At 57.2% G+C, this 16,654-nt stretch carries 22 protein-coding genes; 8 read left to right on the top strand and 14 right to left on the bottom strand.

Features of this window, described 5'->3' with window-relative positions; all coding sequences use genetic code 11:
* Positions 1-139: 139 nt before the first annotated feature.
* From ABJK70_RS01370 to ABJK70_RS01360, 3 genes are all read right to left on the bottom strand, one after another.
* A complete protein-coding gene (locus ABJK70_RS01370; RefSeq protein ID WP_077728670.1) occupies positions 140-502 on the bottom strand; it encodes an HPF/RaiA family ribosome-associated protein in 363 nt (120 codons plus the stop codon).
* 335 nt (positions 503-837) lie between these two features.
* Positions 838-2,076, bottom strand: coding sequence for an aminotransferase class I/II-fold pyridoxal phosphate-dependent enzyme (locus tag ABJK70_RS01365; protein WP_347257291.1), 1,239 nt, complete (start codon positions 2,074-2,076; stop codon positions 838-840).
* A gap of 117 nt (positions 2,077-2,193) precedes the next feature.
* Positions 2,194-3,165, bottom strand: a complete 972-nt coding sequence (locus ABJK70_RS01360; RefSeq protein ID WP_347257290.1) for an L-threonine 3-dehydrogenase — start codon at positions 3,163-3,165, stop codon at positions 2,194-2,196.
* Between the two features lie 217 nt (positions 3,166-3,382).
* Here ABJK70_RS01360 and ABJK70_RS01355 point away from each other — a divergent pair, with 217 nt between their 5' ends.
* Positions 3,383-3,760: a 4a-hydroxytetrahydrobiopterin dehydratase gene (locus tag ABJK70_RS01355; protein ID WP_086134011.1), complete on the top strand. Its 378-nt coding sequence runs from the start codon at positions 3,383-3,385 to the stop codon at positions 3,758-3,760.
* Here the strand turns inward: ABJK70_RS01355 and hflD are convergent.
* The gene (hflD, locus tag ABJK70_RS01350) at positions 3,747-4,376 is read right to left on the bottom strand and encodes a high frequency lysogenization protein HflD (RefSeq protein ID WP_156880572.1); all 630 of its coding nucleotides are present in this window, start codon (positions 4,374-4,376) and stop codon (positions 3,747-3,749) included. The two genes, ABJK70_RS01355 and hflD, sit on opposite strands and share 14 nt — an antisense overlap.
* A 51-nt stretch (positions 4,377-4,427) precedes the next feature.
* Positions 4,428-4,784, bottom strand: a complete 357-nt coding sequence (locus ABJK70_RS01345) for a nucleotide pyrophosphohydrolase (RefSeq protein ID WP_086134010.1) — start codon at positions 4,782-4,784, stop codon at positions 4,428-4,430.
* A gap of 153 nt (positions 4,785-4,937) precedes the next feature.
* On the opposite strand from ABJK70_RS01345, the gene ABJK70_RS01340 reads away from it, so the two are divergent.
* Positions 4,938-5,246 carry a hypothetical protein gene (locus ABJK70_RS01340; RefSeq protein ID WP_077728665.1) on the top strand — a complete coding sequence of 103 codons (309 nt, stop codon included), beginning with the start codon at positions 4,938-4,940 and terminating at the stop codon, positions 5,244-5,246.
* A 5-nt stretch (positions 5,247-5,251) separates the two neighbouring features.
* Positions 5,252-6,304, top strand: coding sequence for a metallophosphoesterase (locus tag ABJK70_RS01335; protein WP_133718759.1), 1,053 nt, complete (start codon positions 5,252-5,254; stop codon positions 6,302-6,304).
* Here the strand turns inward: ABJK70_RS01335 and ABJK70_RS01330 are convergent.
* Genes ABJK70_RS01330 through ABJK70_RS01315 form a run of 4 tightly spaced genes read right to left on the bottom strand, consistent with a single transcriptional unit; the run spans position 6,301 to position 8,354 of the window.
* Positions 6,301-6,780, bottom strand: coding sequence for a CDP-archaeol synthase (locus tag ABJK70_RS01330; protein ID WP_240506927.1), 480 nt, complete (start codon positions 6,778-6,780; stop codon positions 6,301-6,303). The genes ABJK70_RS01335 and ABJK70_RS01330 overlap by 4 nt on opposite strands.
* A 55-nt stretch (positions 6,781-6,835) precedes the next feature.
* Positions 6,836-7,501: a DUF1614 domain-containing protein gene (locus tag ABJK70_RS01325; RefSeq protein ID WP_077728663.1), complete on the bottom strand. Its 666-nt coding sequence runs from the start codon at positions 7,499-7,501 to the stop codon at positions 6,836-6,838.
* Between the two features lie 58 nt (positions 7,502-7,559).
* On the bottom strand, positions 7,560-8,066 hold the full coding sequence (locus ABJK70_RS01320) for an Hsp20/alpha crystallin family protein (protein WP_086134008.1): 507 nt from the start codon (positions 8,064-8,066) through the stop codon (positions 7,560-7,562).
* Between the two features lie 33 nt (positions 8,067-8,099).
* Positions 8,100-8,354 (bottom strand): hypothetical protein, encoded by a 255-nt coding sequence (locus ABJK70_RS01315; RefSeq protein WP_139841055.1) that lies wholly within the window; start codon positions 8,352-8,354, stop codon positions 8,100-8,102.
* Positions 8,355-8,408: 54 nt separating this feature from the next.
* Between ABJK70_RS01315 and ABJK70_RS01310 the strand changes: the two genes are divergently transcribed.
* The gene (locus ABJK70_RS01310; protein ID WP_240502395.1) at positions 8,409-9,698 is read left to right on the top strand and encodes a hemolysin family protein; all 1,290 of its coding nucleotides are present in this window, start codon (positions 8,409-8,411) and stop codon (positions 9,696-9,698) included.
* Positions 9,699-9,748: 50 nt separating this feature from the next.
* Here ABJK70_RS01310 and ABJK70_RS01305 read toward each other — a convergent pair whose 3' ends face one another.
* Genes ABJK70_RS01305 through ABJK70_RS01295 form a run of 3 tightly spaced genes read right to left on the bottom strand, consistent with a single transcriptional unit; the run spans position 9,749 to position 11,919 of the window.
* Positions 9,749-9,934: a hypothetical protein gene (locus ABJK70_RS01305; RefSeq protein ID WP_086134007.1), complete on the bottom strand. Its 186-nt coding sequence runs from the start codon at positions 9,932-9,934 to the stop codon at positions 9,749-9,751.
* A 17-nt stretch (positions 9,935-9,951) separates the two neighbouring features.
* Entirely contained in the window at positions 9,952-10,563 is a 612-nt protein-coding gene (locus ABJK70_RS01300; protein ID WP_347257289.1) for an alpha-ketoglutarate-dependent dioxygenase AlkB, read from the bottom strand.
* Between the two features lie 15 nt (positions 10,564-10,578).
* The gene (locus ABJK70_RS01295) at positions 10,579-11,919 is read right to left on the bottom strand and encodes a nicotinate phosphoribosyltransferase (RefSeq protein ID WP_347257288.1); all 1,341 of its coding nucleotides are present in this window, start codon (positions 11,917-11,919) and stop codon (positions 10,579-10,581) included.
* Positions 11,920-12,032: 113 nt separating this feature from the next.
* On the opposite strand from ABJK70_RS01295, the gene ABJK70_RS01290 reads away from it, so the two are divergent.
* The 3 genes from ABJK70_RS01290 to ABJK70_RS01280 all read left to right on the top strand — a co-directional run bounded on the left by ABJK70_RS01290 (position 12,033) and on the right by ABJK70_RS01280 (position 13,803).
* The gene (locus ABJK70_RS01290; protein ID WP_347257287.1) at positions 12,033-12,326 is read left to right on the top strand and encodes a hypothetical protein; all 294 of its coding nucleotides are present in this window, start codon (positions 12,033-12,035) and stop codon (positions 12,324-12,326) included.
* A gap of 9 nt (positions 12,327-12,335) precedes the next feature.
* Positions 12,336-12,542 (top strand): heavy-metal-associated domain-containing protein, encoded by a 207-nt coding sequence (locus ABJK70_RS01285; RefSeq protein ID WP_077728659.1) that lies wholly within the window; start codon positions 12,336-12,338, stop codon positions 12,540-12,542.
* A 280-nt stretch (positions 12,543-12,822) separates the two neighbouring features.
* Positions 12,823-13,803, top strand: a complete 981-nt coding sequence (locus tag ABJK70_RS01280) for a malate dehydrogenase (protein ID WP_347257286.1) — start codon at positions 12,823-12,825, stop codon at positions 13,801-13,803.
* Positions 13,804-13,849: 46 nt separating this feature from the next.
* On the opposite strand, the gene argF is transcribed toward ABJK70_RS01280, so the two are convergent.
* Positions 13,850-14,749: an ornithine carbamoyltransferase gene (gene argF / locus ABJK70_RS01275; protein WP_077728658.1), complete on the bottom strand. Its 900-nt coding sequence runs from the start codon at positions 14,747-14,749 to the stop codon at positions 13,850-13,852.
* Positions 14,746-15,933 carry an acetylornithine transaminase gene (locus tag ABJK70_RS01270; protein WP_086134004.1) on the bottom strand — a complete coding sequence of 396 codons (1,188 nt, stop codon included), beginning with the start codon at positions 15,931-15,933 and terminating at the stop codon, positions 14,746-14,748. The genes argF and ABJK70_RS01270 overlap by 4 nt, the downstream gene beginning before the upstream one ends.
* Positions 15,934-16,240: 307 nt before the next feature.
* On the opposite strand from ABJK70_RS01270, the gene ABJK70_RS01265 reads away from it, so the two are divergent.
* The coding region (locus tag ABJK70_RS01265; RefSeq protein ID WP_347257285.1) for a ferritin-like domain-containing protein at positions 16,241-16,654 on the top strand (414 nt) is incomplete at its 3' end.

Below are 16,654 nucleotides of genomic sequence, written 5' to 3'. Positions count from 1 at the left end.
ACATGTCGCTCTGTCACGACACTCGGATATAAAACAGGCGCGGAACTGAGAAAGGGGTTTTGGCGGGAACCGGGACACCGGCGGGGCGTAAGAAGCAATTAAATCTCGTTACGCCCCGGACCGTCGTGTGGTTAAACGATTAGAGGGCGGTGGACGAAATTTTATGGTTCTTGATTTCGCCACGCTGCATGCGGACGTGCTCCTCGAGCTGACGCTTTGCGGCATCGAACGCGTCGCGTAACGCGACGTACACATCCTCATGTGCCTGCTTGTCGTGATGGTCGCGGCTGACCACGATCTGCTTCTGAGGAACGCTCAAATCGATTCTGACTTTATAGAGATTACCCTGGTGCTGATGATGATGCTCCGCCTCGACGGCGACTCTACAGCTGATGATGTGATCACAGAATTGCTCCAGTTTTGCGGCTTTCTCCCGAATGCGGGTTTCAACGGCGTCGGAATGAGGAATGCCTCGAAACGTAATCTCTAGTGGTACTTGCATAGGTCTTTCCCATTAAGTGTCAAGTCTGTAAGTAGTCCAAAAAGTCTCCACCGAAGCCCTGGTCCAGCGCATGCTGTCCGGCTCGTCCAAATTTCCGGCTTCTGCTTGGTGGTTCGGTCCATTGGTTGTTGTGTTGTGACCCTGTAAGGCTTGGGTCGATGGGGCCGAATATGCGCTCAGCCCCTTATTTCCGTGCCGCTCCGGGCACATGATATACAACCCGAAGTCGCCCTGTCGACTTGCGCCCCGCCGCATATTCACGCGAAAGCTTATTCATAAGACTCGTGCGCTCGAAAACGGTTGCCGGCCGATTTGCCACGGGAACCGGTGTTCGATTACGAGGCGTTCGTTCGCCAGAACTCGCGCAGCGCCGTCAAGACCTCGTCTAGGTCCGCCTCGGTATGATCCGCGGAAACCTGAAACCGGATTTCTTCGTCGCCGCGGGGCACTACCGGATAAACGATCCCGGTCGCCAGAATGCCCCGCTCGCGCAGATGAAGGACCATGCTCCGGGTCCTTTCGGTATCCCTGAGCATCAAAGGGACGACCGGATGCGCGCCGGGAAGCGTCTCGAATCCCGAATCCGTTAGACCTTGCCGGAACTTGGCCGTCAAGTCTCGCAGCCGCGCGAGCCGCTGCTGCCCCTCGGAACCGCTCACGATTTCCACGGCTCTCGCGCCGGCGGCCGCTTCGCCCGGCGTGATCGGGTTCGAATAGATGTAGAGCGGGGCTTTTTCGCGCAAAAAATCGACCAGCAGCGAACTGCCGACGACATACCCCCCGTTGACGCCGAAAGCCTTTCCCAAGGTACCGATCAAAATATCCGCCGGCCCGCACTCCGCATACTCCTCGGTGCCTCGGCCGGTTTGCCCGAAAGCGCCGACGCCATGGGAGTCGTCAACGACGACGAACACCCCTTCGGCAAATTTTTCATCATAGGTCTCGGCCAGCGCCATCAGTTCCCTTAGTGGAGCATGATCGCCCCGCATGCTGAAGATGCCATCAGTCACGATGATTCCCCGCCGGCACGACTCGGCCGCCTGCCGTAAAAACGTCTCGGCCTGATCGAGGTTCAAATGCTCGTAAACGAACTTCTCCTTCGGCCGGGCCAGGCGGATCGCATTGATGATGCAGTTGTGGTTCAACTCGTCGCTGATGACCGCGGTTTCGGGGCTGATCAGACTCGGCAAAACGCCCATCACCGCCGCGTAAGCCGAGCTGAACAGCATTGCCGCCTGGCGGCCGTGGAACTCGGCCAGACGCTGTTCCAGCCGCACATGCGGCTCGTAGGTGCCGCTGATGAAGCGCACGGCTCCGGGACCCGCACCGTAATTCCGGACGCCTTCCTCCTCCGCCCTCATCACGTCCGCGTGATGCGCGAGCCCAAGATAGCCGTTGGAGTTCATGCGGAGAAACGGACGGTCTCCCTCTCCTTTCAGCAGATAACGGATGCCGTGCCCGTCCCTCGGCGGCAGAACGCCGGTAATGATCGTTTCCCGGCTCTTGCGCACGCCGGACCGGTCCAGCTGCGCCAGCTCTTGCTTCAACAAAGCCTCCATTCGGTCCATGGCCATAGTTCACCTCGTCGCTCAATAATTGATTCCGGAAACGGCAATCGGACGCGAATCAAAGCCGGGATAGCCGGGCTCCATGGAGCTTTTCCAATCCGTTCAGGCAGTCCGCTGCCGTCCCTATGCAGATACACCCTGCAATTTTGCGCGAATCTTTTCGAGCATGTCGCTCGTCATACGCGTTATGTCGTAATGTGGCGTCCAGCCCCACTCCGTCCGTGCCGCGCTGTCGTCCAGGGATTGGGGCCAGGAGTCGGCAATCGCCTGACGCACCGGGTCCACCTCATAGTCGATCGCAAATTCCGGAATATGTTTCCGAATCTCGGCAGCCAATTCGCCAGGGGTAAAACTCATGGCGGTCACATTGAATGCATTGCGGTGTTTCAGCCCGGCGGCGTCGGCTTCCATCAGCATCATCATGGCTCGAACGGCATCGGGCATGTACATCATGTCGAGACGCGTGTCGGCCCGGAGAAAACAGGTGTAATGACGATAGCGGATCGCTTGGTAGAAGATTTCCACCGCGTAATCGGTGGTTCCGCCGCCGGGCGGAGTCCGATAGGAAATGATCCCCGGCAGGCGCAGGCCTCGGGTATCGACGCCGAACCGGCGAAAATAGTAGTCGCAGAGCAATTCGCCGGTAAGCTTGGTGATGCCGTAAATCGTCGTCGGACGCTGGATGGTGTCTTGAGGCGTGTCTTCGCGCGGCGTGGTCGGTCCGAAAGCGCCGATCGAACTCGGAAAGAATACGGCGCATCGGTACTGGCGGGCGACTTCCAGCATACGATACAAACCGCCCATATTGACGTTCCAGGCCACCTGAGGCCGATCTTCGGCTACGGCGGAAAGAAGTGCCGCCAGATGATAAATGGTCTCGATCCGGTAACGGCGCACCACGTCCTGAATCTGGCGCAACTGGGTACAGTCGAGATGCTCGAACAGGCTATCGCTTTCGCCCGCGCCGGCGGGGGGCATGCGAATATCGGCCGCCACCACGAGGCCGTCTCCGTATCGGGTCCGCAACGCCGGAATCAGCTCCGAACCGATTTGGCCGAGCGCGCCGGTCACCAAAATTCGACCTTGTGTACCCATCGTATTCTCCTTCCCCTCGCGGAGCTCCGGATCAGCAGAAAGCCAGCGGTTTCCGAGAGATCGATAGGCCAAGGTTAAATCTCGCCGATGACCGGGTCAATGCAACGGGGATGATGGCGCTGATGCTACTGCTCAGAACCCGTATGAGCCTTGACAATAGGTTTCGGGAACCACAAGCTGGGTCACTGGTCAGCACTCGTGCCCGGAGGTATTCACCATGACCAAAAAAGAAGAAAAGGCCTATTCCCAGGAAGAAATCGAAGAGCGCCTGAAGCAGGAGCTTCCGCATTGGTATTACGAAAACGGCTGGATACGCCGAAAATTCCGAACCCACAGCTGGAAAGCCACCCTGATGGTGGTGAATACGGTCGGACATCTCGCGGAGGCCGCCTGGCATCATCCCGATCTGACCGTGTCTTATGCGTTCGTCATCGTCAAGCTGATGACTCACACGGCAAAAGGCGTAACGGACAAGGATTTCGCTCTGGCGAAAAAGATCGAGGAGGTCGTGCAATGGCAGCCTGGCGCGGAAACCGGCGGCATCCTGGAAGGCACACCGGACGATCCGCGCTTCAGGTATCTCAAGTACGACTGAGCGACTCGAGCAACTGCTGCGCTTCCTTTTGCAGCTTCGGACGAAGGAACAGCAGTTTCCATCGGCTGCCGCCGCACTTTCGCCACAGCACCACCGAGCGGATACCGGCCAGCAAGAGCGCACGGATTCTGTTGCCATTCTCCGGATCGGACAGATACATCTGCTCGCCCGCCACCATCACCCGCGGCTTCAGTTGGCTGACGGTCTGATGATAGGTTTCGGCAAGCGTTGCGAGCACTTCCTCATCCAGAACACCCCGCTCTTCGGCAATGGCGGCGGCTTTTTCCATGCCTGCACGAATGGCCTCGAGCATGCGGGGCTGCTTCATCAGCTTGCGCTCGAGAAAAATAAGCGTCGAGGCGTAGCGCGCCTGCTCCGGATCCACGACATCGGGACCGCCCAACTGTTTTTCGATTTGCCTGAGCCCCGTCATAACGCAGTGGAGACCGCCGTAAACATCCACCACGTCCCCCGAGTCGATCTTGAGCACGCTGCCGATGCTGGCCGCCATGTCCTCGCGATCGGCCGTTCCCCGCTTGGCGATGTGCTGCACGAGGTAAACCGCCTGGGACAGGCCGGCCAAAGCGATCACTTGATTGCGTAAAGTTTTTGTCATCACAGACTGCAACGAATGGCGAAAAATGACAGACCCGTTCTCCGCGAGGGATTATTGGTCGCGCCGATTGTATTTCACCGCGTTTCCCTTGGCCAATTCGACAGGATACTTTTCAGCGTTCTTCCGCATCTTTTCCTGCACGGCCTCCTCCAAATCGATACTCATGAGGTCGGCCAGCCGCAGCAGATAAATCAGAACGTCGGCGATCTCCTCCCGCACTGCGCGATAATCTTCGGGATTTTCGGCCAGACGATGCGATTCATCATCCTTAAGCCATTGAAAACGCTCCAGCAGTTCCGCCGCCTCCACGGAAAGCGCAATCGCGAGATTTTTCGGACTGTGGAATTGGTCCCAGTCTCTGTCACGGGCAAACTCTCGTAGAGCCTGTTGTATCGCTGCAATGTTCATGGAAAGCTCTGTTAGCGTATTTTTTTATTGAGGCGGATTAAGCGAAAATAGTTAACACGAATATGGCAAGAGAATGAATACAACAAGCTCTGGACGAACTCCGCGTGATTTCGTTCAATGTTTGTAAACAATCGCTCGTGAAGGTGTAAAAAAATGGAAAGTCTTATTCAGAACCTGCAACGCACGATTCGCGCCTTGGAAACCCTGAGCGAAAAAAAGCTGCCCGAAGCCGATCAGGTGGACGAACTGCTTGATCAACTGTTTCAGCAGAAAATCGACCTTGTCAATATCACCATCAGCAGCTCGTCACCGGTTTACCAGCAGGCGGTTCAGGCCATGAACCAAGCGGCGGCTCGGGTCGAAAGAGCCGTCAAGGAGCCGTCCCGCATAGGCGATGCCGTTCCGGTCGTGTACGATGCGGTGGGCAAGCTGGCCAAGCTTTTGAATCATGTGATGCCTTGACGCGAATGCAGCCCACGCCACCGGGCCAGCGCTTTCCCTTTCCGCCGCTGAAGGCGGCCGGAGACGCGGCGCTCGCGTCAGAATCCATTCCCCTCGGCCACCTCCGTTGTCCGCCCATCGATTCAGAGACCTATCGAAGGTTGGAAAGGCGGGTGGGGCGCTGCCACCTCAACCAAAGACTGGGCATAGAGCATGATTTCGAGGCTCGCGTGTTCGGCCAGGGACGCACTTTATTCCATATCGAAAATTGGTATTCCGTTCATGGCTTGATGCGCCATATCCTGCGACTCTTGTGGCTGCACAACCGAGGCCGCGAAAATGCCCGAACCATCCAAATCCGTCATAACGAGATCAAGCTCGAACGGCTCCCGCGGGCGTTCGACGGTTTTACTCTGCTGCACATTACCGATCTTCATCTGGACATCTCGGAGGATATTCCCGACACGCTCATCGACGCCGTAAACCGGGTCGATGGCTACGACATCTGCGTTCTGACCGGCGATTTTCGTGCACAAACCTATGGTCCGTACGAACCGACGCTGACGGCCATGCAAAAGGTTCGTCCGTTTCTGAAGGGGCCGGTCTACGGCGTCCTGGGCAATCATGACACCATCCGCATGTCGCCTGGGCTGGAAAACCTGGGAATCCACATGCTGTTGAACGAGTCTATCGCCCTAACTCGCGGCGATGCGACCATCTATCTCGCCGGCATCGACGACCCTCACTACTACCGCGCCGACAACATCGAGAAAGCCACCGATCAAATTCCACAGGAGTCGGTTTCCATTCTGCTTTCGCACTCGCCGGAGATGTATCGGCACGCGGCCTATGCCAATTTCGACGTGATGCTGAGCGGCCACACGCACGGCGGCCAGATTTGCCTGCCCGGAGGCATTCCCATCATTCTCAACGCAAACGCCCCTAGAGCGTTCTGCAACGGACCATGGCGTTACCACTCCTTGCAGGGTTACACATCAGCCGGCAGCGGTGTCAGCATCGTGGATGTGCGTTTGAACTGCCCGCCCGAGATAACCCTGCATCAGTTGCGCTCGACCTAGTAGGGCTGCTCGCGTATCCGGAGCTGGAAAAGGATACGCGAGACCACGAGTTCCAGGAATGTAAAGCCGGCGACGAGACCGGCCACATGGATAAGCTCCAAACCCAGCTCGACACGCACGGCAAGTAAAGGGAACAAAGACTCCGGAATTTGATCCAGTCCTAATGCCATGCCACTGGCCGGAACACCAAGACGCCTCTTGATGAAGCTGGAAAAGAGATCGCCCAGCATCGCCGTGGCGCCGATGCAAAGACCCAGCTCGAAGGGAAATCCTACCCCCGCGGCGGCCAGTCCGGTAACCGGAATCGCAGCAATGAACCCTCTCCAGGTCTTGGACGAGCCAAACAGCGGCCGCCGGTCGACGAAATGCGCGCCGCCGTCTATAGGCCATGCCAAACGCTCGCCCAGTCCCTTGTTGATCAGTATGGGAACGCCGTTAGCGGCCATTAGCAGGAATAGAAGTTTAAGAGTCAGCATTGTCACCGTAATCGGCCGCCCAAAACCGGTACCGCAATTCGAGAATGTCGCCGCTTCAGCTCAAGAGCACTGCCACCAGGCCGGTTATGAAAATGCCGTCGAAAGTGCCGGCGCCTCCGATGGATGCAATCGGAGCCGCCATTCGGCGAATATCCTTCAGGCGCAAGAGATCGGCACCGATCAAGACCCCCAACGATCCCGAGATATAGGCGAGAGGAGCCCGATATTCCTCTCCCAGGAAAATGGCGGCCAGAGCCGCCGCGAGCGGAGCGACCAAGACCGGCATGCCGATGCCGACGCCCGGAATGGGCCGGCTCATGAAGTAGCTGACCGAAGCGACAAAAGCCGTAGCCGCAATAATTTGCAAAGGCGGAACACTGTAGCTGTTGACCAGGTACAGCGAGAACAGCACCGGCACCAAACAGCCGCCCACGTTTACCGCGACTTGAGTGCGGCCGGTAAAAGGCACCGGCGGCCGGCGCAGCAAGCCGTATCCTATTCTTTCAATCGGCGGTGGCGCGGCGGATACCCGCAGCGTAAACAAAGGCAGATTGATGGCGCTGCCGAGCAAGGAGGTAATCAACAGCGTCAGCGCCGATTCCGGATTCAAACCGAGTTTCTGGAAAGTTAGGGTAATCAGCCCCAGCTTGATACTGAAGATAATCCACAGCAGCAAGCCCAAAAAGAACAAAAAGTAGAGAGGTGAAAACGGTGATCGCATCAGCGCTGGTCCAGCCCATAAAAAAGGCCGTGGGGCATGTCCCACGGCCCCTCATGGGTTATTCGACTTTAATGCTTTTACGCTTGGAGGTGGCCACCTTGGGAATGGTCAACTCGAGCACGCCATCTTTGAAATTCGCCTTGACCTTATCCCCTTCCACCGGGCAAGGCAGGCGGATGGTCCGCTGAAATTCGCCCCGACTCAGCTCGCGCCGGTAGAACTGGCCTTTTTCCTCCTCTTCCTCGCGTCGGGTCGTGGCTCGAATGCTGAGTGTATTGTCCTGCAGCGAGACATCGAGGTTTTCCTTGCTGACCCCCGGCAACTCCGCACGGACCAGCAACTCCGGTTCGCGGTCGATCACATCCACTCTAGGCACGCGCCCGCCGAAGACGGACTCTCTTTCCGGCCAGCCCCGTCCAAAAAAGAACGGTTGCATCCAGTTGCGCCGCACCTCGTCGAACCATTGCTCGAGCTCGTCCAAGGGGCTTAGGAATTGCCCCGCTTGCGGCTGCGTCACTTCTTTGCCGGTGGACTTTTTGGTCTGACTCTCTCGCTTGTCGGTCATAGCATTTCCTCCTTTATAAACGCAAACTTGGATTCACATATCAGGCACGCTAGAGAGAACAAAGCCGGACATGCCGGTTTCTGAAATAAGACCGTTAACGACATTTTTCAACGGCTTTGCGACGAGCTGCTGCCTTCCATAGGTCGTGCAACATTCGACAACAACCCATGTCAAAGTGTTGCAAGAGAAAGCCGTATCGGCAACATGGCGTGGGGTTCGCAAGATGTCTCCTTCGGTTTTCTTTTCCCCTTCTTCAACTGTCGGCGCTTCAAAACACCATTTTTGCATCGCCCTTTCTTATTCGCTACTCTAGCTTACCGGATAAACAACCGCTATCTTTTGATGGAAATTCTCATATTGGTCTTTCTTTTTCTGTTGAATGGCGTATTCGCCATGTCGGAAATGGCCATAGTCTCCGCCCGGAAAATCCGCCTGCAACAGTCCGCCCAAGAAGGCCATTTCGGCGCTAAAGCCGCCCTCCAGTTAGCCAACGAACCTTCTCATTTCCTTTCCACGATTCAGGTCGGCATCACCTTGATCGGGATTCTCATGGGCGCTTTCGGTGAAGCCGCCATTTCCGGCGAACTAGCCGAATATCTCGAACAGTTTCCGGAAATTGCGCCTTACAGCCGCGGTCTATCGCTGGCCGTGGTGGTCATCGGGATTACTTACTTTTCTCTGATCATCGGCGAGCTGGTTCCGAAGCGGCTAGCGCTGCAAAAGCCGGAGAAAATCGCCATGGTTATCGCCCGGCCGATGAATTTCATTTCGCTGGTGGCGTATCCTCTGGTCAAGATTCTGAGCCTATCGACCGACTTCATTCTGCGGCTGTTTAGAGCGCGACAGCCCGAGGAGCCGCTGATCACCGAAAAGGAAATCAGGATCATGATCGATCAGGGCACCGCAGCCGGCGTGTTCGATAAATCCGAACAGGAGATGGTTTCGAACGTCCTGCGCCTGGATGTGCTTCGCGTCGGGGCGATCATGACGCCTCGGATGGATATCTATTACCTGGACATCAAGGATTCATTCGAGGAAAACCGCCGAAAGATCATCGACAGCCCCTATTCGAGAATCCCCGTCTGCAAAGACGGGCTCGACAACGTCATAGGATTCGTCCAGGCCAAGGATCTGCTGACCAAAGCCCTCCTCGGCGATTCCATCGACCTGGGCCGACTGATCAAAACGCCACGCTACGTGCCGAAATCCCTCAATCCCATGCAACTGTTGGAGGAGTTCAAGCGCTCGAAAACGCCCATGGCTTTAGTCGTGGACGAATACGGCGAAGTCGCCGGACTGGTCACGCTCAAGGATGTGATGGAAGCCATCGTGGGCGACATTCCTATGGCTGAAGGGGAAGAAGAACCGGAAGCCATTCAGCGAAACGACGGTTCCTGGCTTTTGGACGGAATGCTGAGCACCGCGAAATTCAAGCAGATCTTCGACTTGGAGGAACTACCCGACGAGGCCACGGGCAATTTCCATACGATAGGCGGCTTCGTCATGCTGCAGCTCGGTCACGTTCCGCGCGCGGCCGATCATTTCGAATGGAATCACCTTCGTTTCGAAGTGGTCGACATGGACAAGAATCGAGTGGACAAGTTGTTGGTTTCGCCGATCGATTTCGGCTAACAAGGCTTGAGACGACGGAGAAACTCGACGTAGCCCTAAACTTGGCTTGATCAGCGTGACTCGTTCTTCGTGGTGCCGCAGCGTTCGCACCGATAAACGGTAATCAGCTTGCCCTGCTTGACGTCAAAGGGCTTTTCCCGCACCACTATCCATTTGTGAAAACCGCTCCGGCACAATGTCTTGCCGGCGTGCTTTTCCGAGGCCTTCGGCCGCCGGAAATTAACGACATCGCCCATGGATCGAACTCCTCAACTCAGGAAAAAATGGTTCTGAAAGTCAAATTAATGCGTTCGGTCTTAGGCTCCCGCGCTTTCGGCACGGAATGTCGCCACCCATGCTGCAAACGCCCGCCCATGAGCAGCAGACTGCCGTGGGTCAAGACGATTTCCAAGGTTTCTCCGGTCTTGTTGTGGCGAAGCCTGAACAGCCGTTCGGCGCCAAAACTCAAAGAGGCGATGAACGGGTTCGATCCGAGCTCTTTCTCCTTGTCGGCATGCCAGCCCATCGAGTCCCGGCCGTCTCGATAGAGATTGCCGAGCACGCTGTTGAACCGCCGCCCGCAAAACCTTTCAACGCGGTCCTTCAGCATCGACAAGGTTTCGTTCCAAGGCAGCGGTTCATGGCTCACGCCGGAGTAGCGGTAAGCCGCGCCCGCGTCCCCGTACCAGCACACCAACTGCGGTACCCTCACCCGCCTGCCGAAAACCGTGATGTCTTCTTCCTGCCAAGCCAAATCCCGCCGCAAAAGGATATGAAGCGCATCCGCTTCCGGGCGAGAAACGAAATCTTCGACGAAATACAATTCGCCGTCCCGAGGCGCGAGATTAACCGTGGGCCATTGGGCCGGTGAGCCTGGCTGACGCAAACCGAACAACCCCGTTCAAAGACCCGCGCTATCCATCCGTTCCACCAAACGCTGCAGACCATCGGAAATCAGAACGGTGTACGCCGCGCCATCTTCGATGGCTTTCAGGGCGGGCGGCAATTGCTGCAATTGTCCCCGTAGCCGCTCCCGCATGACAGCGAGCGTCTCCTGTGCACCGACGCGCTTGCCTTTGGCCATTACCTGGCGAAGCAGCGGTTCGCCTTCGATCTGAGACTCGCTTTCCTCGGCCATCACATCGTGCAGCATGTGGCCTTCATCGTCGTAACGGCGGTACACCTGCTTGCGCCCAGGCCAATTCTCCTTGCCTTTCGATCGCTTGCGTCTGGGACGCCCCGCATATTCCTGCAACTTGTAGGCGCAGTTCAAGTACGGCATATCCTGGGACGTCGTCAAACGCGTTCCGACTCCGAATCCATCGATAGGAGCGCCTGCCTCGAGCATCCTCAGGAGTTCGTGCTCGTCCAGATCGCCGCTGGCGAAAATGCTGCACTCCGTGAGCCCGCCCTCATCCAGAATCGACCGTACCCCCTTAGCCAGTTCCGCCATATCGCCGCTGTCTAAACGCACCCCTTTTATGGGGATGTTTCTTTCGGCCAGCCTGGGAGCCAAAGCAACCACTTTTCGGGCGGCTTCCAGCGTGTCGTAGGTATCGATCAGAAGCAGCACGTTGCCCGGCAGGCTTTCCGCAAACCGCTCGAATGCTTCGACCTCGTCGTCATGCGCCATGATGTAGGAATGGGCCATGGTGCCGTAAACCGGAATGTCGAATAATTTTCCGGCCAGAACATTCGACGTACCGTCGAAACCGGCCAGATAAGCGGCTCGGGCGGCCATCAGACCGGCCTCGGCGCCGTGGGCGCGGCGCAGTCCGAAATCCACCAAAAGCTTTCCCGGCGCGGCGAGCGCCGATCTAGCCGCTTTCGAAGCGATCATGGTCTGGAGCTGAACGATATTGATCAAACGGGTCTCGATGATCTGGGCCTCGGCAATCGGCGCCGTTACCCGAACGATCGGCTCGTTCTGAAAAAAGACCGTTCCTTCCGGGATGGCATAAACATCCCCGGTGAAGCGAAGCTTGGACAAATGGTCGATAAACTCGGGCGTAAAGTAATCCAAAGTACCGAGCCACTCGCACTCCTCGTCGGAAAACTCGAAGTCTTCCAGGAATTCGACAAGCTGTTCCAGCCCGGCGGCAATCAGAAAATTTCGGTTCGGCGGAACCTTCCGTACGAACAGTTCGAAGGTCGCGGTGCCGGACATGCCCTCCCGATGATAGGCCTGCAGCATGGTAAGCTGATAAAGATCGGTAAGGAGCGCGGCGTGTTGTGTTTTCATGCTGTAATCCGGTCCTGCGATATCAGACGGGCGTCCGAGACAAAGTCGGCGATTATTAACGGCCCTTAAAAACTACGCGGAATTTTTTGGCTGTTCGGAGTCACAAATAAATAATGTCTAGCGATATCGAATCATCGAGCGATCGGACATCGGCTGTCAAACGGACTATTGCTTCAAATGCCATTCGAGCCGGTATTGAATGTCTGGTTCGCTCCAACGCCAAGACTTATAATTCTTGGGCGTCCGGACATGGCATCAAGTTCAAAGCCTGCTTTAGAAGCGGCATTGCCCTGTTTGAACTTCGGCGCAATCCACCGGCTTTTAGTTCAGACGATGTCGCACTGGCGAGATCACAATCGCGGCTGGCCCGCGAGTCCGTGTCGAAAATCACAGATTTCACAGATTGAGTATGACCAATGGCTAAAATTGTCTTGAAGGTAACGGGCATGAAGTGCGGCGGCTGCGAAAATCAGGTCCAGGACGCCGTTAAATCCTGTGTCGGCGTTTCATCAGCCAAGGCTTCCCACACGGCCAGCACGGTCGAAATCGATTACGACGAAACAAGAACCGACCTGGCCTCGGTTAAGCAGGCAATCACCGAAAAAGGCTTCACGGTCGGCTGAAAGTTCCGTCACGCGAGCTTTTGCGCCAGGCGGTACTTTCCTCCGTTAGGATGAGCAATCCGTTCGGCGTTGCAGGGACCGTAGCCGCGTCCACAAATCCAGCACACGATAGGAAAAATGTTTGCCGACTCGTAATGGTATTCGGAGCAGTGCCGATGGATAGAATGGAATGGCGAATCGCGCCGCATCCCTGTCTAATGTCTGAGAGGTTTTCAAGCAGGGAGATGCTTATCGGCCTTCGTGCCGCGGCTCGATGCTCAACTATAAAAAGGGTATTCACATGAAAACGCCTGCGCATATCGCCGTTACGGGAGCGGCGGGGCAAATTAGTTATGCATTGCTGTTTCGGCTGATTGCAGGGGACTTGCTGGGCGACGATCAACCCATCGTATTGCATTTGCTCGAGATTCCGGAGGCCATCGTCGGATTGGACGGCGTAAGGATGGAACTCATCGATTGCGCCGCGCCCTTACTCCACGATGTGATCGTATCCGATGATCCTTATGTGGCGTTCGAAAATGCCGATCTCGCCTTCTTGATCGGCGCGAAACCGCGGGGGCCCGGCATGGAGCGCAAGGATCTCTTGAGGGTGAATGCGGACATCTTCGCCATCCAGGGCCGGGCGCTCAATGCCGCCGCCAAACGCAGCGTCAAAACGCTGGTGGTCGGCAATCCCGCCAACACCAATGCCTTGATCACCCAGCACAATGCCCCCGATCTTCCGCCGGAAAATTTTTCCGCCATGACCCGGCTCGACCACAATCGGGCGGTAAGCCAGTTAGCCCTGCATTGCGGTTGCTCGGTGAGCGATATTCGGAAAGTGATCATCTGGGGCAATCATTCGACCACGCAGTACCCGGACTTGCATCATGCACTGGTTCAGGGAAAGCCGGCGCTCGACAGGGTCGAATGGGATTGGTACGAAAAGGAGTTCATTCCGACCGTACAGAACCGCGGCGCGGTGGTGATTCAAACACGCGGAAAATCGAGTGCCGCTTCCGCCGCCAACGCAGCGCTAGACCATATGCGGAATTGGCTGTTCGGCACGCCGACTGGGGACTGGACCAGTATGACTATCCTCAGCGACGGCAGTTACGGTATCGCACCGGGCCTCATGTTTTCCTACCCGGTCGAAATCGAGGACGCACAGTACCGGATCGTACAAAATTTGGAAACCGGCGAGTTCAGCCGGGAGAAACTCAAGATAACCGAAGCCGAGCTGTTGGCCGAACGCGAAGCGGTGCGGCATCTCCTCCGTTGAACGCGGGCGGCGGCGCAGTGTCGGCCGCCGCGTCCCGGATAAAAAGTCAGTTTTTTACCAGCAGCAATTCCAGCAACGCCTTTTGCGAATGCAAGCGGTTCTCGGCCTCGTCCCAGACCACGCTTTGCGGGCCTTCCAGCACTTCGGCGCTGACCTCCTCGCCGCGATGGGCCGGGAGACAATGCATGAATAGCGCCTCCGAAGCCGCCAGTTCCATCAGAGTCGAATCGACTTGGTAGCCTTGGAAGGCATTCCTGCGCTGCGCCTGTTCGGATTCCTGCCCCATGCTTGCCCAAACATCCGTCACCACCAAATCCGCTCCGCGCGCTGCGTCCGACGGATCGCTCAGCAGTTCCACGCGATCGCCGGCCCATTCGATCAATGCCGATTCCGGCTCGTAACCTGCGGGGCAAGCAATCCGGAGCTTGAAATCGAGCAATCCTGCCGCGTGAATATAGGTCTGGCACATATTGTTGCCGTCGCCGATCCAGGCCACCGTCTTGCCGGCAATGTCGCCGCGGTGCTCGAAATAGGTCTGCATGTCGGCGAGCAGCTGACACGGATGGAATCTATCCGTGAGACCGTTGATGACCGGCACCCGCGAATAGGCCGCGAAAGTTTCCACCGTTTCGTGGGCATGGGTACGCAGCATGACCCCATCGACCATGCGCGAAACGACGCGGGCGGAGTCTTCGATGGGTTCGCCCCGTCCCAACTGGGTATCCCGCGGCGACAGAAAGATCGCGGCACCGCCGAACTGCACCATGCCGACCTCGAACGACAATCGGGTGCGGGTGGAGGACTTCTCGAACATCATCCCGAGCACTTTGTTTCTCAGCGGCTCGTATGGGCTCTTCATGTGCTTGAGCTCGATGGCCCGTCGGATGAGCGCGCGGAACTCCTCGCTGCTCAAATCCAAAAGAGTAATCAAATGACGTGGTTTCATACGCGTTCTCCGACCCCATGGGCCGTGTAGTCGGCGACCAGAGCAGAGATCCCTTCGATTAACAGCTTCTCTTCATCGTCGTTCAAAACGAACGGCGGCAACAAGCGTATCGTTCGGTCCGCCGTAACATTGATCAAAAACCCGCGGCTCAGCGCCTGAGCGACCAGATCGATGCAAGGGGTATCGAGCTCGATGCCGATCATCAGCCCTTTCCCGCGGATATCCACGACACGAGGATTGCCGGCCAGCTTGTCGCGAATCCCGATCAACAAACGCTCGCCGAGTTCTCCCGCACGCTCCACCAAGCGGTTTTCGGAGATCGTCCGCAATACGGCCAGTGCGGCGCTACATGCCAGGGGATTGCCGCCGAAGGTGGACGCGTGCTTGCCGGCGGTCAACATGTCCGCCGCAATTCCTCTGGCGAGGCAGGCACCGATCGGTACGCCGTTGCCCAAGGCTTTGGCCAGGGTCATGACATCGGGCATGATGCCGTGGTGCTGGAAGGCGAACCATTTGCCGGTCCGGCCGATACCGGTCTGGACCTCGTCCAGCATCAAGAGCCAACCGCGCCGGTCGCAGATGCGGCGAAGGCCGGGCAGGAAATCGTCAGCCGGAACGCGTACGCCGCCCTCGCCCTGCACCGGTTCCACCAGGACCGCCACGACATTGGGGTTGGCCACGGCCTCGACAGCCGCGACGCTGCCGTACGGCACTCGCACGAAGCCTTCGACCAGGGGTTCGAAACCCTCCTGCACCTTGGGATTGCCGGTGGCGCTCAAGGTCGCGAGCGTGCGGCCGTGAAAGCTGCCCTCCATGACGATCACGGCGGGCCGATCGATGCCGCGATGATGCCCGTAACGGCGGGCGATCTTGATGGCCGCTTCGTTCGCCTCGGCGCCGGAATTGCAGAAAAAGGCGTTATCCAGTCCGCTCAGGCGGCACAGTTCGCCGGCGAGCTCTTCTTGCAGCTCGATGCGGTAAATGTTCGAAGTGTGCAGCAATTTGCCCGCCTGTTCGCAGATCGCACGGGAAACGGCTGGATGGGCATGACCCAGGCTGCATACTGCCACCCCTGAAATGGCGTCCAGATAGCGCTTGCCCTCCGTGTCCCAAAGCCATGCACCCTCGCCCCGGTCGAACGTTATCGGCAACCGGGCATAAGTCGGCATTACCTGACTGGTCATCACTCGTCTTCCCCAAAATAAAAAGGCAGTCGCAAGACTGCCCCAAAAAGAAGGGAAACATTATAGTGAAAAAATGCTTAGGTACAAGCACTTGGAGGCTTGAAGGCCGGATACCGGCAACGACTCGGCAGCTTGGCGCCGGTTACCCGAAGTTCTCGGCTTTTTGCAGGATGATCCCTCAATTCCGGCGTCATCTCTTCGATACTGGCTCGACTTTTTTGCAGGATCAGCTGTCTTAACGAATAGCGGGTCAAGACCTGCCAAGCGTCGACAGCAAGATGTCCATCACCAGTAAGGAGATTCGGCTATGGGAGATCGACCGTTTTTGACCGACGTCAAAACGTTAAGAGAACGCGCAAGGCAGCACATCGAGCAGGGCGCGGTGACTCCGGGATACAAGGCCGACCGAGAGGTTGTGATCCGACTGCTCAACGAAGCACTGGCCACGGAAATCGTATGCGTGCTCCGTTACAAGCGCCACTATTTCATGGCGACCGGCATCAATGCGCAAAGCGTCGCCCAAGAGTTCCTGGAGCACGCCAACGAGGAACAGATGCACGCGGACAGCATTGCCCAACGCATCGTGCAGTTGGGCGGAGAGCCCGATTTGGCGCCGGAAGGATTGCAATCGAAAAGCCATTCCGAATACGTGGAGGGCGAGTCGCTGATCGATATGATCAAGGAGGATCTGATAGCCGAGCGTATCGCGATCGACAGCTAC

The sequence above is a fragment of the Methylocaldum sp. genome, from assembly GCF_039794385.1.
In the GTDB taxonomy this organism is placed as follows: Bacteria; Pseudomonadota; Gammaproteobacteria; order Methylococcales; family Methylococcaceae; genus Methylocaldum.
This window is presented reverse-complemented; position numbering and strand designations above follow the sequence as displayed.

What these genes read in the sequence shown, in the direction of transcription:
- ABJK70_RS01270 (WP_086134004.1), bottom strand. Translation starts at nt 15,933, where the DNA reads ATGACCAGTCAGGTAATGCCGACTTATGCCCGGTTGCCGATAACGTTC.
- ABJK70_RS01335 (WP_133718759.1), top strand. Translation starts at nt 5,252, where the DNA reads ATGCAGCCCACGCCACCGGGCCAGCGCTTTCCCTTTCCGCCGCTGAAG.
- ABJK70_RS01320 (WP_086134008.1), bottom strand. Translation starts at nt 8,066, where the DNA reads ATGACCGACAAGCGAGAGAGTCAGACCAAAAAGTCCACCGGCAAAGAA.
- ABJK70_RS01310 (WP_240502395.1), top strand. Translation starts at nt 8,409, where the DNA reads ATGGAAATTCTCATATTGGTCTTTCTTTTTCTGTTGAATGGCGTATTC.
- ABJK70_RS01315 (WP_139841055.1), bottom strand. Translation starts at nt 8,354, where the DNA reads ATGCAAAAATGGTGTTTTGAAGCGCCGACAGTTGAAGAAGGGGAAAAG.
- ABJK70_RS01330 (WP_240506927.1), bottom strand. Translation starts at nt 6,780, where the DNA reads ATGCTGACTCTTAAACTTCTATTCCTGCTAATGGCCGCTAACGGCGTT.
- ABJK70_RS01305 (WP_086134007.1), bottom strand. Translation starts at nt 9,934, where the DNA reads ATGGGCGATGTCGTTAATTTCCGGCGGCCGAAGGCCTCGGAAAAGCAC.
- ABJK70_RS01360 (WP_347257290.1), bottom strand. Translation starts at nt 3,165, where the DNA reads ATGGGTACACAAGGTCGAATTTTGGTGACCGGCGCGCTCGGCCAAATC.
- ABJK70_RS01345 (WP_086134010.1), bottom strand. Translation starts at nt 4,784, where the DNA reads ATGAACATTGCAGCGATACAACAGGCTCTACGAGAGTTTGCCCGTGAC.
- ABJK70_RS01280 (WP_347257286.1), top strand. Translation starts at nt 12,823, where the DNA reads ATGAAAACGCCTGCGCATATCGCCGTTACGGGAGCGGCGGGGCAAATT.
- ABJK70_RS01370 (WP_077728670.1), bottom strand. Translation starts at nt 502, where the DNA reads ATGCAAGTACCACTAGAGATTACGTTTCGAGGCATTCCTCATTCCGAC.
- ABJK70_RS01355 (WP_086134011.1), top strand. Translation starts at nt 3,383, where the DNA reads ATGACCAAAAAAGAAGAAAAGGCCTATTCCCAGGAAGAAATCGAAGAG.
- ABJK70_RS01325 (WP_077728663.1), bottom strand. Translation starts at nt 7,501, where the DNA reads ATGCGATCACCGTTTTCACCTCTCTACTTTTTGTTCTTTTTGGGCTTG.
- ABJK70_RS01285 (WP_077728659.1), top strand. Translation starts at nt 12,336, where the DNA reads ATGGCTAAAATTGTCTTGAAGGTAACGGGCATGAAGTGCGGCGGCTGC.
- ABJK70_RS01295 (WP_347257288.1), bottom strand. Translation starts at nt 11,919, where the DNA reads ATGAAAACACAACACGCCGCGCTCCTTACCGATCTTTATCAGCTTACC.
- ABJK70_RS01290 (WP_347257287.1), top strand. Translation starts at nt 12,033, where the DNA reads ATGTCTAGCGATATCGAATCATCGAGCGATCGGACATCGGCTGTCAAA.
- ABJK70_RS01365 (WP_347257291.1), bottom strand. Translation starts at nt 2,076, where the DNA reads ATGGCCATGGACCGAATGGAGGCTTTGTTGAAGCAAGAGCTGGCGCAG.
- ABJK70_RS01340 (WP_077728665.1), top strand. Translation starts at nt 4,938, where the DNA reads ATGGAAAGTCTTATTCAGAACCTGCAACGCACGATTCGCGCCTTGGAA.
- argF (WP_077728658.1), bottom strand. Translation starts at nt 14,749, where the DNA reads ATGAAACCACGTCATTTGATTACTCTTTTGGATTTGAGCAGCGAGGAG.
- hflD (WP_156880572.1), bottom strand. Translation starts at nt 4,376, where the DNA reads ATGACAAAAACTTTACGCAATCAAGTGATCGCTTTGGCCGGCCTGTCC.